The organism is Pseudomonas sp. GW821-FHT01C01, from assembly GCF_059422645.1.
In genome coordinates this window covers 69,631-84,331 of sequence record NZ_JBWKXF010000013.1, presented here as the reverse complement: position 1 = coordinate 84,331, position 14,701 = coordinate 69,631, and the positions used below count along the sequence as shown (strand labels likewise).

Sequence of the window (14,701 nt, the reverse complement as noted above, 5' to 3'; positions counted from 1 at the left end):
AGCGCTACGAGCAGCGCTTTTTGTTACTCGATCCCCACCTGATTACGCCCATTGTTCTTCGCCGAATACAGCCCCTTGTCCGCCGCCAGGATCAGGTCACGGCAGTTGCTGCCTGCTTTCGGGGTGATGGTCGACAGGCCGATGCTGATGGTCAGGCTCGCCCCTTCGGCGGGCGAAATGTGCGGGATCTTCATGGCTTCCACGGTCATGCGCAGCTTTTCCGCCACCAGGCGCGCACCGCCCTGGGAGGTGTTGGGCAGCACCAGGGCGAACTCTTCACCGCCGTAACGGGCCGGCAGGTCCGAAGGCCGGGCGCTTGCGTCACGAATCGCCGCGGCGACCTTGCGCAGGGCTTCATCGCCTTCCAGGTGGCCGAAACTGTCGTTGTAGGCCTTGAAGTAGTCGACATCGATCATCAGCAACGACAACTGGCTCTGTTCACGCAGCGAACGGCGCCATTCCAGTTCCATGTATTCATCGAAGTGCCGGCGGTTCGACAACCCGGTCAGGCCATCGGAGTTCATCAGGCGTTGCAGTACCAGGTTGGTGTCGAGCAGTTGCTGCTGGCTGACCCGCAATGCGCGGTACGCCGCGTCCCGTTGCAGCAGGGTCATGTAGGAGCGCGAGTGATAGCGGATGCGCGCAACCAGTTCGATGGTATCCGGCAGTTTGACCAGGTAGTCGTTGGCCCCGGCCGCGAAGGCCGCGCTCTTGATCAGCGGATCTTCCTTGGTCGACAGGACGATGATCGGAATGTCCTTGGTCGCCGGGTGATTGCGGTATTCGCGCACCAGGCTCAGCCCGTCCAGCCCCGGCATCACCAGGTCTTGAAGAATCACCGTCGGCTTGATACGCACCGCATGGGCGATGGCCTGGTGCGGGTCGGCGCAGAAGTGGAAATCGATATTGTCTTCATTCGACAGGCCGCGGCGCACGGCTTCGCCGATCATCGCCTGATCGTCCACCAGCAACACCATGGCGGCGTTTTCGTCGGTCTTGAAGTCGTCGAGCTGTAATTCATTCATGTGCGGTCACCTGAGTACTACCTGAGCCAGGAATGAGGAAAAAGGTGCTCATTTGGCGAAAATCTCCAGCAATCGTGGCGCTATCTTGTCCAGCGGGCGAATCTCCACGGCAGCGTCGATGGCTGCGGCCGCCTTTGGCATGCCGTACACCGCACTGCTGCTTTGGTCTTGTGCGATGGTCAGGTAGCCCTGTTGGCGCATGAGTTTAAGCCCCTGGGCGCCATCACGCCCCATGCCGGTGAGTAAAACCCCTATGGCGTCACCGTTCCAGTAACTGGCCACGCTCTCGAAGAACACATCGATGGAGGGACGGTAGATTTCGTTGACCGGTTCGGCGGTGTAGGCCAGCGTGCCGTTTTTCAGCAAGCGAATATGATGATTGGTGCCGGCCAGCAACACCGTGCCGCTTTGCGGTGGCTCGCCTTCCTCGGCCAACCGCACGTTGAGGCCGCTGGCGCTGCCGAGCCATTCAGCCATGCCGGCGGCAAATACCTGGTCAACGTGCTGAACCAGCACGATGGCCGGTGAGAAATTGTGCGGCAGTCCCTTGAGCAAGACTTCCAGCGCTGCTGGCCCACCGGCGGATGAACCAATGGCGATCAGGCTCTGGCGTGAGCCCGAACTGCGCAATGGTGCCGGTATCGGGCGCGGGCGATTGCCCTTGTCGCCGATCAGCCAGCCGATGTTCAGGATCTTGCGCAACAACGGCGCGGCTGCTTCCTGGGCATTGCCGGCGCCGACGGCCGGGGTATCGACCACGTCCAGCGCACCATGGCCCATGGCCTCGAACACCCGGTGCACGTTCTGCTGGCGATCCACGGTGACGATGACGATGGCGCACGGGGTCTCGGCCATGATCCGCCGCGTGGCCTCGACGCCATCCATCACCGGCATGATCAGGTCCATCAGAATCAGGTCCGGCGTGTCCTGCGCGCACTGGCGCACCGCTTCGGCGCCATTGCCGGCGACCCAGACCACCTCGTGTGCCGGCTCGAATGCCAGGGCGCGGCGCAGGGCCTCCACCGCCATGGGCATGTCGTTGACGATTGCGATCCTCATGCCCGCGCTCCTCCAATGAGCTCGACCACTGCATCGAGCAAGGCGTCGTCATGAAAACTGGCCTTGGCTAGATAATAGTCGGCCCCGGCATCCAGTCCACGGCGCCGGTCCTCTTCACGATCCTTGTAGGACACCACCATCACCGGCAGCGATTGCAGGCGATTGTCCCGACGCAGCAGCGTGACCAGTTCGATACCATCCATGCGCGGCATATCAATGTCGGTGATCAGCAGATCGAAATCCTCAGAACGCAGCGCGTTCCAGCCGTCCATGCCGTCCACTGCAACCGCCACGTCGTAACCGCGATTGAGCAACAGCTTGCGCTGCAACTCTCGCACGGTCAGGGAATCATCCACCACCAGAATTCGTTTGCGGGCCGCCTCGACCACCTGATTGCTGTGACGGGCAATACGCTCCAGACGCCCCGTATTGAGCAATTTGTCCACCGAACGCAGCATGTCTTCGACATCGACGATCAGCACCACCGAACCGTCGTCGAGCAAGGCCCCGGCGGAAATGTCCTGCACCTTGCCCAGACGCTCATCCAGCGGCAACACCACCAGCGTGCGCTCGCCGATAAAGCGCTCGACCGCTACGCCGTAGATGGCATCACGCTCGCGAATCACCACGACTTTCAGGGTTTGTCCGCTGTTCTGGCTGGCTGGACGATGCAGCAATTGGCTGGCCGCCACCAACCCGACATGCCGGCCTTCGTGCCAGAAATGCTGGCGACCTTCGACCTGTACGATATCCTCCGGCTCCAGGTCGCACATGCGCTCGATATGAGCCAGCGGAAAGGCATAGGCTTCGTCGCCGACTTCCACCACGAGGCTGCGAACCACCGACAGGGTCAGCGGCACCTCAAGGTGGAAACGACTGCCCTCGCCCGCCGTCTGCTCCAGCACCACCGCACCGCGCAACTGCCGGACCATGTGCTGCACCGCATCCAGGCCGACGCCGCGACCGGACACCTCGGTGACCGTGTCGCGCAGACTGAAACCGGGCAGGAACAGGAACGTCAGCAGTTCCTCTTCACTTAACTGCGCGGCGGTTTGCGCGGGCGACAAATTTCGCTCAACGATGCAGCGGCGGACTTTTTCCAGGTCCACACCATTGCCGTCATCGCTCAACTCAAGCACCAGCAAACCGGCCTGGTGAGAAGCTCGCAGGCGAATCAAACCTTCAGCCGGCTTGCCCGCCAGCAGGCGTTGTTCCGGCGTTTCGATGCCATGGTCGACTGCGTTGCGCAACAGGTGAGTCAGCGGTGCTTCAAGCTTTTCCAGTACGTCGCGATCAACCTGAGTCTTCTCGCCTTCAATTTCCAGCCGCACCTGTTTGCCCAAATCGCGCCCCAGATCCCGGACCATTCGCACCTGCCCGGTCAGCACATCGGCAAACGGCCGCATGCGACAGGCCAGCGCCGTGTCGTACAACACCTGCGCGCGCTGGCTGGCATGCCAGGCAAACTCATCGAGTTCGGCGTTCTTTTCCATGAGCAGTTGCTGGGATTGCGCCAGCAAGCGCCGCGCATCCTCAAGGGCTTCCCGGGCCTCCAGGCTCAGGGCCTGGTCCTTGAGATGAACGTTGAGACTTTCCAGGGCGCGCAGGCTGTTGCTCTGCATGCGTTTAAGTCGCTGCATGGTCGCCAGGTGCGGTTTGAGCCGCAGGGTTTCCACCAGGGATTTGCTCGACAGATCGAGCAGACTGTTCAGGCGCTCGGCCGTGACACGCAGCACACGTTCGCCGTTTTCGGTGGTGCGTTTGGCCTTGCGCGGGGCCGGATCTGGCGCCGCTGGCGGTTCGACGGCAGGCGCCGGCAACTCGACCGTGGGCGCGGGGGCTTCGAGTTGAAGTTCGGCCATTACCGGTGCAACCGGCGCAATCACGGAGGCCGCCGGGTCCAGCAACCGCGCCATCAATGCCACATAGGCGTCAATGTCCACGGTCCCCGGCGTGCTGTTCGGTGTGGCGATGCGCATCAGCAAGTCGGTGCCTTGCAGCAGTGCATCGATGTGCTCGGGGCGCAGCAACAGGCGGCCTTCCTGGGCACTGACCAGACAGTCCTCCATCACGTGGGCGACGCTGACACCGGCATCGACGCCGACGATACGCGCCGCGCCTTTGAGCGAGTGTGCCGCACGCATGCACGATTCAAGTTGATCGGCCTGGGTCGGGTCGCGCTCAAGCGCCAGCAGGCCGGCGCTCAAGACCAGGGTCTGGGCTTCGGCCTCCAGGCTGAACAGTTCCAGCAAAGAGGCGTCGCGCATTTGCTCAGGGGTCATGTGAGGCTCCGGGTCACGGCGGACAGCAACTGCTCTTCATCCAGCCAACGCAGGCTGCGACCTTTGAATTGCAACACGCCACGGGTGTATTTGGCGCTGGCCTGAGCACCCGAGCGCGACGCGGCATCGAGGATGTGCTCATCGATGGCATGAATCCCGTCCACCTCGTCCACCGGCACCACCACCGGCCCGCCATCGGCCGCGATGATCAGCATGCGAGGCATGACCCGCGCGCCGGGTGCCACGTTACTGGTGCCGTCGAGCCCGAGCAGCTCCACCAGCGACAGGCAGGCGACCAGCGCGCCGCGCACATTCGCCACGCCGAGCAAGGCCCGGGAACGCTGGTGCGGCAATGAGTGAATCGCCTGTAACGGCGACACTTCCACCAGACTGCGCGTGGCCAGGCCCAGCCATTCTTCACCCAGGCGGAACATCAATAACGAGCGGGTCTTCACCTCGCTCTCGACCGCGACGGACACTGGCCCGCGATCTTCCTGTTGCAATGCATAGCGATCGAGCAATCGCGTCGCGGCCGCCGAATACACCGCACAATTGCGGCAATGAATATGCTCGCCGAGCAGCGGGCATGACTTGTCGCCGTGGATACCGATGCGGTTCCAGCAGTCGTCGATGGCCTGGGCATCCCGGGTGACGCTAAAGGTGTCGGAGGCGATCATCGTTTGCGCTCACTGTCGGTGGCGCGCCCGCTGCGAGCGGCACGCTCCTGCAATCGTCTGGCTCCCATGGCGTCGCCCTGGGCCTGCAGCAATGCGGCCAGGTGCATCAACGCTTCAGGATGTTGCGGTTCGAGGTACAACGTCTTGCGGTAAAAACCCTGGGCTTCAAGGGTATTGCCGGCCACATCGCTGAGCAGTCCCAGCCAGTAAAAGACTTGAGCCACCGGCTCATGGCTGCGCAAGTAGCTTTCACACGCCGTTCGCGCCTCGGCGCTTTTGCCTTTATCGGCCAGCGCGGCGATATTGGCCAGCAGCACGGCTGTGTCGGCACCTGAGGTTGCAGGCGCAGGCTGCAGCGGCTCAACCCGGGCAAACGGACGACTGCGCGCAGGCACAGGTGGAGGGTTGCGCAGTGGTTGCGGCACCGGCAGCGGCGCTGGAACGAACGCCGGCAAGGTGTCAGGGGCCGGCGCCCCTTGCCGGGTGAACGCGAAGGACTGCGCGATACCGATCGAGCGCATCCCCAAACGTCCCAGCAGACTGCCTTCGGCTGGACCAATAAACAGCACGCCATCAACGTGGGTCAGACACTTGAGCACTTCGAAGACTTGTTTCTGGGTCGGCTGGTCGAAATAGATCAGCAGGTTGCGGCAAAACACGAAATCAAACGGTGGTTCGCCGGCAAGCAGGTCCGGATCCAGCAGATTGCCAACCTGCAAGCGCACCTGCTCAAGTACGCGCGGATTGAGTCGATAGCACTCGCCTTCGGCAATGAAATGACGGTCGCGAAATACAATGTCGTCACCCCGAAAAGAGTTCTTGCCATACAACGCCCGCCGGGCCTTTTCCACCGACAATGGGCTGACGTCCATGCCGTCGACCTTGAACTGGTGCGGTTGGAGCCCGGCATCGAACAATGCCATGGCAATCGAGTACGGTTCTTCGCCGGTGGAGCACGGCAGGCTGAGAATCCGCAGTGCGCGCAGATTATTGATCTCGGCCAGACGCTTTCTCGCCAGTTTCGCCAGGGTGGCGAAGGATTCCGGATAGCGGAAGAACCAGGTTTCGGGAACGATCACCGCTTCGATCAAGGCCTGCTGCTCGTCCCGCGAGCCCTGCAAGGTGCACCAGTACTCATCGGCCGAGAGTGCTTGCGATGCGAGGCGGCGCTGGCGCACCGCACGCTCGATGATCGCAGGCCCCACGGAGGTCACGTCGAGACCAATGCGTTCCTTGAGGAAGTCGAAAAAACGCTGATCGTTATTCATGGCCGCTCCTCAAGCAGCGCCGAATCCAGTGGCGGCGAGGGGAACAACAATGCGCGAACCTGGTCGTCCAGCAAATCGCTGACCCGTACCCATTGCAACAAGCCCTGCTCATCCTTGCGCACCGGCCCCAGGTAAGGCGTCTGCCGGTTGTCCAGGCCATAGGGCTGAAAATCCGCCGGATCGCAACGCAAGGTGTCGGTCGCCTGTTCCAGAATCAGCCCGAGCAGGTGCGCCTCGGTAGTTGCATCCGGGCGGTAGTTGACCAGCACCAGCCGCGTACTGGTTCGCGCCTGTGCAGGCGTACCAAAGGTCAGTGCGCTCAAGTCGATCACCGGTACCACGGCACCCCGATAGGCAAACACCCCGGCGACCCAGGCGGGTGCATGGGGAATCGGCTTCAACGGCAGGCGCGGCAGCACTTCCGCCACCTCGATGGCTTGCAAGGCATAGCGTTCGCTGCCGATGCGGAACACCAGGAACAATGCATGCAGCGCCTGCTTCACGGCAGAGCGTTTGGCCGTGATTTCGCTCATCAGACTTTGAATCGCGAAACGCCGCTGCGCAGCCCGACGGCCACCTGGCTCAGCTCATCGATGGCGAAACTGGCCTGGCGCAAGGACTCGACGGTCTGGCTGCTGGCATCACCCAACTGCACCAGTGCGTGGTTGATCTGCTCGGCACCGGTGGCCTGGGCCTGCATGCCTTCGTTGACCATCAGCACCCGCGGCGCCAGCGCCTGAACCTGATGGATGATCTGCGACAACTGCTCGCCGACCTGCTGCACCTCGGACATGCCACGACGCACTTCTTCGGAGAACTTGTCCATACCCATGACTCCGGCCGATACCGCCGACTGGATCTCGCGCACCATTTGCTCGATGTCGTAGGTGGCCACGGCGGTCTGGTCCGCCAGACGCCGCACTTCGGTAGCGACCACGGCAAAACCGCGTCCGTATTCCCCGGCCTTCTCGGCCTCGATGGCGGCGTTGAGCGACAACAGGTTGGTCTGGTCGGCGACCTTGACGATGGTCACCACCACCTGGTTGATGTTGCCGGCCTTCTCGTTGAGGATCGCCAGTTTGGCGTTGACCAGATCGGCCGCGCCCATCACCGAGTGCATGGTTTCCTCCATGCGCGCCAGGCCCTGCTGCCCGGAGCCGGCGGCCACGGAAGCCTGGTCGGCGGCGGTGGAAACCTCGGTCATGGTGCGCACCAGATCCCGGGAAGTGGCGGCGATTTCACGGGAGGTCGCGCCGATTTCCGTGGTGGTGGCGGCGGTTTCGGTGGCAGTAGCCTGCTGTTGCTTGGAAGTGGCGGCGATTTCGGTCACCGACGTGGTGACTTGCACCGACGAGCGCTGGGCCTGGGACACCAGGGAAGTGAGCTCCGTCATCATGTCGTTGAAGCCGGTCTCTACTGCGCCGAATTCGTCCTTGCGCTCCAGATTCAGGCGGCTGCTCAGGTCACCCGTACGCATGATCTCGAGGATTTTCACGATGCGGTTCATCGGCGCCATGATGGCGCGCATCAATAGCAAACCGCAGAGGCCGGCAGCCATGACGGCCACCAGCAGGGAAATGCCCATGCTGATTTTTGCCGAAAGCACGGCGTCGTCGATGGCGGCCATTTCGTGGTCGGCCACCAATTTGTTTTCGCGCAGGATGTCGTTGAGCTTCGTGCGACCTGCGGTCCAGACCGGGGTCAGTTGCTCGGTGAACAACTTGACGGCCTCGGCTTCCTGGTTGCGGCTGTGCAGATCGAGCACTGCCGTCAGAATCCTGCTGAACTCCTCGTGCCGTTGTTCGAAAGCGGCAAACTCGACCTTGTCTTCATCGGTCGTGACGGTGTTGCGGTAGTTACCTATCTGCTCCAGCAGACGCGCTTCGAAAGCCTTGAATTCCGCGGCGTCTTCGCTGCTGATGCCCTGCCCTTCTTTCAAGCCGAGCAGTTCCTGAGTCTGCAGGTAAGTGTCGACCCAGGCGCTGCGAATCATGGAGCTGTAATAAACTCCCGGCAAAGCGTCGTCCCGGACGCTGGCTTCGCTCTCTTCGATCTTCAGCAATCGCGAATAGGAGAGGACCACCATCAGCAACATGATGGCGATAATTACCGCAAAGCTCGCCAAGATGCGTTGGCGCAACGTCCAGTTCTTCACAGTCAATCCTCGGGCCTGATTCGAAATGCGGGGAGTATAGCTGAGGGCGGTGTTTCATTTATAAGACGGTTGCGCGCCACTGCTCATCCCGTTGAAAAAAGGTGGGATGGGCTCTGGGTTGGGACTGTCCGCTAATTGAGGGAATGGGTGTTAGGGGTGATTGGGCAGAATCGGGCGATGGATCGGCCATTGGGGATGTGGTGCGGCTGATGACTGCGTCGTACGCACATCTTGAGCCTGGCGAGGAACCCTGTAGGAGCTGGCTTGCCAGCGAAAGCGTCGTGTCAGACAACCGTTCGCTGGCAAGCCAGCTCCTACAATTACCGCTTTCGCTGGCAAGCCAGCTCCTACAATTACAGGGAAGCCTGGCGTACCTGCTTCTCCAGTTCGGCTTTCAACCCCGGCTCCAGCTTGAGCTGCCGCGCCAGCTCATCGAGGTAGGACTTCTCCATGAAGTTTTCCTCGTCCACCATCATCACGCTGGCGATGTACATTTCGGCAGCGATTTCCGGTGAACGGGCGGCGCGGGCGACGTCGCTCGGGTCCAGCGGCTTGTTGAGCTCGGCGTGCAGCCAGTGTTGCAGCTCCTGGTCATTGTCGAGCCGGGTGAACTCGCCTTCGATCAAGGCCCGCTCACGCTCATCGACATGACCGTCAGCCTTGGCCGCTGCCACCAGCGCCTTGAGAATCGCCTGACTGTGCAGCTCGACTTGCGCGGCCGGTACGCGATCCAGGGTTTGCGGTTCCGTACCGACCGCAGCGCCCTGCTGCGCCTGCCAGTTACCGTAGGCTTTATAGGCCAGCACGCCCAACGCGGCGAGACCGCCGTAGACCGCAACCTTGCCCCCGACTTTACGGGCCTTTTTGCTGCCGAGCAGCAAACCCATGGCCCCTGCCGCCAATGCCCCGCCGCTCGCGCCGGAGAGCAAACTGCCGAGGGCGCCAGTGCCACCGCTCGCGCCCTTTTGCTGCGAGCTACCGGCCTTGTTCTGCAACAGGTCCTGGCCGGATTTGAGTAGTTGATCGAGCAATCCACGGGTGTTCATTTACCGCCTCCTCAAGACACTTAACCTGAAACAAAGGCCACCAGCCTAGATCGAAAGTGCCCGATTGCTGCCCGCAAGAGTGCTTCGAGATGTTGCTCCAGCCTTTCTGCTTGCCGCTTGAAGCTTGCGGCATAAAGCTGCCTTTCAAAAAAACGATATACACTCTCGCCAATCGATAAAAACAGCCCACCGGGTGCTTTCCCATGATGACCTTGCGCCAGATCCGTCACTTCATTGCCGTGGCCGAGACCGGCTCGATCTCGGCCGCCGCGCAAACCGCGTTCATTTCCCAGTCGACCCTGACCCTGGCGATCCAGCAACTGGAGGAGGAAATCGGCGTCAGCCTGTTCAGTCGCCACGCCAAGGGGATGACCCTGACCCACCAGGGGCATCAATTCCTGCGCCAGGCGCACTTGATTCTAGCCACCGTGGATAACGCCAAGCGCAGCCTGCAACAGAGCACCGACCAGGTCGCCGGGCAGTTGATCGTCGGCGTGACCAGCCTGGTGGCCGGTTACTACCTGGCGGATTTGCTCACCCGTTTCCAGCGGGCCTACCCCAACGTGGAAATCCGCGTGATGGAAGATGAGCGCCCGTACATCGAGCATTTGCTGGTCAGCGGCGAAATCGATGTCGGCGTGTTGATCCTGTCCAACCTCGAAGACCGCCATGCCTTGCAGACCGAAGTGCTGACCCATTCGCCGCACCGGCTGTGGCTCCCGGCCCAGCACCCGCTGCTGGAGCACGACAGCATCAACCTCGCCGATGTAGCCCGCGAGCCATTGATTCAACTGAACGTCGATGAAATGGACCGTAACGCCCAGCGCATGTGGTCAGCCGCCTCGCTGCAACCACGCATCACCCTGCGCACGGCCTCGACCGAAGCGGTGCGAAGCCTGGTGGCTGCCGGTCTGGGTGTGTCGATCCAGCCCGACATGACCTATCGCCCGTGGTCTTTGGAGGGCGACATCATCGAAGCGCGACCGATTGCCGACCTCAGCCAGACCCTCGATGTCGGCCTCGCCTGGCGTCGCGGCACTGCGCGTCCGGCGCTGGTGGACCCGTTTCTCACGGTCGCCCGCGAACAACCCCACGGCGGGCGCAAGCCATCTATTTAATCGAACGCCACCTTCAGTATTTAGTATTTGTTGTCCTCGGGTCCGCGCACTAGTCTTGTGACATCTAATAAAGACGGCCGGGCTCCAGTCACAGGGAGCGCTGCCATGTCTACACAAGAAGCAACACAAGAAAAGAGAACCCGAAAAATGGCTGGTGCGCAGACCCCGTTGTTCACCGCATTGTTGATTGATGGTGAATTAGTCGCCGGTCAAGGCTGCGTCGAGCCGATTCTCAACCCGGCCACTGGCGAAGTGCTGACGCAAATTGCCGAAGCCAGCAGCGAGCAAGTCGAAGCGGCGATCCTCGCTGCGAATCGCGCCTTTGCCGGTTGGTCACGGACCACGCCACAGCAGCGTTCGAACCTGCTGCTGGAGATCGCCAACACCATCGAAAAAAACGCCGACCTGCTGGCCCGCCTCGAATCGTTGAACTGCGGCAAACCGTTGCACCTGGCCCGTCAGGATGACTTGAATGCCACGGTCGACGTGTTCCGCTTCTTCGCCGGTGCCGTGCGCTGCCAGACCGGCCAGCTCAGCGGTGAATACCTGCCGGGCTACACCAGCATGGTCCGTCGTGATCCTATCGGGGTCGTGGCGTCGATTGCGCCGTGGAACTACCCGATCATGATGGCCGCGTGGAAAATCGCCCCGGCCCTCGCCGCCGGCAATACCCTGGTGTTCAAGCCGTCGGAACACACGCCCCTGTCGATCCTGGCCCTGGCTCCGGCGCTGGCCGAGATCCTGCCACGCGGGGTGATCAATATTATTTGCGGTGGCGGCGAAGGCGTCGGCAGCCATTTGGTCAGCCATCCGAAGATCCGCATGGTGTCGCTGACCGGCGATATCGTCACCGGGCAAAAAATCCTTCAAGCCGCCTCGAAAACGCTCAAACGCACCCACCTCGAACTCGGCGGCAAAGCCCCGGTGATCGTCTGCAACGATGCCGACATCCAGGCCGTGGTCGAAGGTGTGCGCACCTACGGCTATTACAACGCCGGCCAGGATTGCACCGCTGCTTGCCGCATTTATGCCCAGGCCGGGATTCATGACCGTTTGGTGGCCGAACTCGGCACGGCGGTCAGCAGCCTGCGCTTCGCCGGCAAACGCGATGCCGACAATGAAATCGGCCCATTGATCAGCACCCGCCAACGCGACCGCGTGGCCAGTTTTGTCGAACGCGCCCTCGGCCAGCCGCACATCGAACGAGTGACCGGCGCGGCGGTGCATTCCGGTGCCGGCTTCTATTACCAGCCGACCCTGCTCGCCGGCTGCAAGCAAAGTGACGAGATCGTCCAGCGCGAAGTGTTCGGGCCGGTGGTCACCGTGACCCGCTTCGATGAACTGGAACAGGCGGTGGACTGGGCGAACGATTCGGAATACGGCCTGGCTTCGTCGGTCTGGACCCAGAACCTCGACAAGGCCATGCAGGTTGCGGCGCGCTTGCAGTATGGCTGCACCTGGATCAACAGCCATTTCATGCTGGTCAGCGAAATGCCCCATGGCGGCCTGAAACGTTCGGGCTACGGCAAAGACCTGTCCAGCGATTCGCTTCAGGACTACAGCGTGGTGCGGCACATCATGGCCCGCCATGGCGAGCATCTCTGACTACGCTTATAACAAGCCACCAACGGCGTGCTTCACCACGTTCACAACTGCCCCGACCATAATTTGAAGAAGAGGGAAATTCCATGTTCGTGCACAAGACCGCACTGCTCAGTGCAATCACCACCGCGCTGCTGGCCAGCGCCAGTGTCCAGGCCGCCGAGCCGCTCAAAGCTGTCGGGGCCGGCGAGGGCCAACTGGATATTGTGGCCTGGCCTGGCTACATCGAACGTGGCGAGAGCGACAAGGCCTACGACTGGGTGACCGGTTTCGAGAAGGAAACCGGCTGCAAGGTCAACGTCAAGACGGCCGGCACCTCTGACGAAATGGTCAGCCTGATGGCCAAGGGTGGTTACGACCTGGTGACAGCGTCGGGCGATGCCTCCCTGCGCCTGATCGTCGGCAAGCGCGTGCAGCCGATCAACACGGCGTTGATCCCGAACTGGAAAAACCTCGACCCGCGCCTCAAGGATGGACCGTGGTATGTGGTCAACAAGCAGACCTACGGCACCCCGTATCAGTGGGGCCCGAACGTGTTGATGTACAACACCAGCGTGTTCAAGACCGCGCCCACCAGTTGGGGTGTGCTGTTCAATGCGCAAAACCTGCCGGACGGCAAGCCGAACAAGGGCCGCGTGCAGGCCTATGACGGCCCGATCTACATCGCCGACGCGGCGCTGTACCTGAAGAGCGCCAAGCCGGAACTGGGCATCCAGAACCCCTACGAACTGACCGAAGCCCAGTACAAGGCCGTGCTCGACCTGTTGCGCGCCCAGCAGCCGTTGATCCACCGCTACTGGCACGACACCACCGTGCAAATGAGCGACTTCAAGAACGAAGGCGTGGTCGCCTCCAGTTCATGGCCGTATCAGGTCAACGGCCTGATGAACGAGAAACAGCCAATCGCCTCGACCATCCCGAAAGAAGGCGCCACCGGTTGGGCCGATACCACCATGATGCATGCCGAGGCCAAGCACCCGAACTGCGCCTACAAGTGGATGGACTGGTCGCTGCAACCGAAAGTCCAGGGTGACGTCGCGGCGTGGTTCGGCTCGTTGCCAGCGGTTCCGGCGGCGTGCAAGGAGAGCGAATTGCTCGGCGCCGAAGGCTGCAAGACCAACGGTTTCGATCAGTTCGACAAGATCGCCTTCTGGAAAACCCCACAGGCTGAAGGCGGCAAGTTCGTGCCCTACAGCCGCTGGACCCAGGATTACATCGCGATCATGGGCGGTCGTTAACCCCTCTGTAGCAGCTGCCGAGGCACGAGGCTACGTCGGGCTGCGCAGCGGCCCCCCGAGGGCGGTCCTGCGGACGCGCAACGCAGCCTCGTACCTCGGCAGCTGCTACGACGCAGTTCACTTTGATTCAGTTTTTTCAGAAGTCCAGGCAGGGCCGCTGCGACGGCCTTCGCCTTTTTGGAGCACCGCACCATGACGCTTGCAGTCCAGTTCACCAACGTTTCCCGGCAATTCGGCGAAGTGAAAGCCGTAGACCGGGTTTCCATCGACATCCAGGACGGCGAGTTCTTCTCCATGCTGGGGCCTTCCGGCTCGGGCAAAACCACCTGTTTGCGCCTGATCGCCGGTTTTGAACAGCCGAGCGCAGGCTCCATCCGTATTCATGGCGCAGAAGCCGCCGGCCTGCCGCCGTACCAGCGCGACGTGAACACCGTGTTCCAGGATTACGCGCTGTTCCCGCACATGAACGTTCGCGACAACGTCGCCTACGGCTTGAAGGTCAAAGGTATCGGCAAGGCCGAGCGCCAGAAGCGCGCCGAAGAATCCCTGGAGATGGTTGCCCTCGGCGGCTACGGCGACCGTAAGCCGGTGCAGCTCTCCGGCGGTCAGCGCCAGCGTGTGGCCCTGGCCCGCGCATTGGTCAACCGTCCACGGGTGCTGCTGCTCGACGAACCCCTCGGCGCGCTCGACCTGAAGCTGCGCGAGCAAATGCAAGGCGAATTGAAGAAGCTGCAACGCCAGCTCGGCATCACCTTCATTTTCGTCACCCACGACCAGACCGAGGCACTGTCGATGTCCGACCGCGTCGCGGTGTTCAACAAGGGTCGCATCGAACAAGTCGACAGCCCGCGCAACCTCTACATGAAACCGGCGACCACCTTCGTGGCGGAATTCGTCGGCACCTCCAACGTGATTCGCGGCGACCTGGCCAGGCAGTTGAGTGGCAATCCGCAGCCGTTCTCGATTCGCCCGGAACACGTGCGTTTCGCCGACGGCCCGCTGGCCAGCCACGAAATCGAAGTCAGCGGTTTGCTGCACGACATCCAGTACCAGGGCAGTGCGACTCGCTATGAGCTGAAACTGGAAAACGGCCAGACCCTGAACATCAGCCAGGCCAACAACCAATGGCTGGACACCAGCGCACAACACCAGACCGGCCAGCGCATCAGCGCACGCTGGGCGCGTGAAGCCATGATTCCTTTGCACGACACCGTTGCGGGCGGGGTGTGAC

12 protein-coding genes are annotated in these 14,701 nt (G+C 61.9%); 4 read left to right on the top strand and 8 right to left on the bottom strand.

The features are described 5' to 3' along the window. Nucleotides 1-23: 23 nt before the first annotated feature. The 8 genes from AC07XF_RS11555 to AC07XF_RS11520 form a co-directional block, all read right to left on the bottom strand. A complete protein-coding gene (locus tag AC07XF_RS11555) occupies nucleotides 24-1,025 on the bottom strand; it encodes a diguanylate cyclase (RefSeq protein ID WP_495026594.1) in 1,002 nt (333 codons plus the stop codon). A gap of 48 nt (nucleotides 1,026-1,073) precedes the next feature. Further along, nucleotides 1,074-2,084: a chemotaxis response regulator protein-glutamate methylesterase gene (locus tag AC07XF_RS11550; protein WP_495026593.1), complete on the bottom strand. Its 1,011-nt coding sequence runs from the start codon at nucleotides 2,082-2,084 to the stop codon at nucleotides 1,074-1,076. After that, nucleotides 2,081-4,366, bottom strand: a complete 2,286-nt coding sequence (locus tag AC07XF_RS11545; protein ID WP_495026592.1) for a hybrid sensor histidine kinase/response regulator — start codon at nucleotides 4,364-4,366, stop codon at nucleotides 2,081-2,083. The genes AC07XF_RS11550 and AC07XF_RS11545 overlap by 4 nt, the downstream gene beginning before the upstream one ends. Further along, the gene (locus AC07XF_RS11540) at nucleotides 4,363-5,043 is read right to left on the bottom strand and encodes a chemotaxis protein CheW (protein WP_495026591.1); all 681 of its coding nucleotides are present in this window, start codon (nucleotides 5,041-5,043) and stop codon (nucleotides 4,363-4,365) included. The genes AC07XF_RS11545 and AC07XF_RS11540 overlap by 4 nt, the downstream gene beginning before the upstream one ends. Then, a complete protein-coding gene (locus AC07XF_RS11535) occupies nucleotides 5,040-6,311 on the bottom strand; it encodes a CheR family methyltransferase (protein WP_495026590.1) in 1,272 nt (423 codons plus the stop codon). The genes AC07XF_RS11540 and AC07XF_RS11535 overlap by 4 nt, the downstream gene beginning before the upstream one ends. Then, a complete protein-coding gene (locus AC07XF_RS11530) occupies nucleotides 6,308-6,844 on the bottom strand; it encodes a chemotaxis protein CheW (RefSeq protein WP_495026589.1) in 537 nt (178 codons plus the stop codon). The genes AC07XF_RS11535 and AC07XF_RS11530 overlap by 4 nt, the downstream gene beginning before the upstream one ends. After that, on the bottom strand, nucleotides 6,844-8,466 hold the full coding sequence (locus AC07XF_RS11525) for a methyl-accepting chemotaxis protein (protein WP_495026588.1): 1,623 nt from the start codon (nucleotides 8,464-8,466) through the stop codon (nucleotides 6,844-6,846). Before AC07XF_RS11525 ends, AC07XF_RS11530 begins: the two co-directional genes overlap by 1 nt. Nucleotides 8,467-8,819: 353 nt before the next feature. Then, the gene (locus AC07XF_RS11520; RefSeq protein WP_495026587.1) at nucleotides 8,820-9,512 is read right to left on the bottom strand and encodes a tellurite resistance TerB family protein; all 693 of its coding nucleotides are present in this window, start codon (nucleotides 9,510-9,512) and stop codon (nucleotides 8,820-8,822) included. 203 nt (nucleotides 9,513-9,715) lie between these two features. Here AC07XF_RS11520 and AC07XF_RS11515 point away from each other — a divergent pair, with 203 nt between their 5' ends. The 4 genes from AC07XF_RS11515 to AC07XF_RS11500 all read left to right on the top strand — a co-directional run bounded on the left by AC07XF_RS11515 (nucleotide 9,716) and on the right by AC07XF_RS11500 (nucleotide 14,700). Beyond that, nucleotides 9,716-10,630: a LysR family transcriptional regulator gene (locus AC07XF_RS11515; RefSeq protein WP_007975056.1), complete on the top strand. Its 915-nt coding sequence runs from the start codon at nucleotides 9,716-9,718 to the stop codon at nucleotides 10,628-10,630. A 105-nt stretch (nucleotides 10,631-10,735) separates the two neighbouring features. Further along, nucleotides 10,736-12,235 carry a gamma-aminobutyraldehyde dehydrogenase gene (locus AC07XF_RS11510; RefSeq protein WP_495026586.1) on the top strand — a complete coding sequence of 500 codons (1,500 nt, stop codon included), beginning with the start codon at nucleotides 10,736-10,738 and terminating at the stop codon, nucleotides 12,233-12,235. Nucleotides 12,236-12,318: 83 nt separating this feature from the next. Next, nucleotides 12,319-13,470 (top strand): putative ABC transporter substrate-binding protein YdcS, encoded by a 1,152-nt coding sequence (gene ydcS / locus AC07XF_RS11505; RefSeq protein ID WP_495026585.1) that lies wholly within the window; start codon nucleotides 12,319-12,321, stop codon nucleotides 13,468-13,470. Between the two features lie 192 nt (nucleotides 13,471-13,662). Further along, the gene (locus AC07XF_RS11500; RefSeq protein ID WP_495026584.1) at nucleotides 13,663-14,700 is read left to right on the top strand and encodes an ABC transporter ATP-binding protein; all 1,038 of its coding nucleotides are present in this window, start codon (nucleotides 13,663-13,665) and stop codon (nucleotides 14,698-14,700) included. Nucleotide 14,701: the final 1 nt, after the last annotated feature.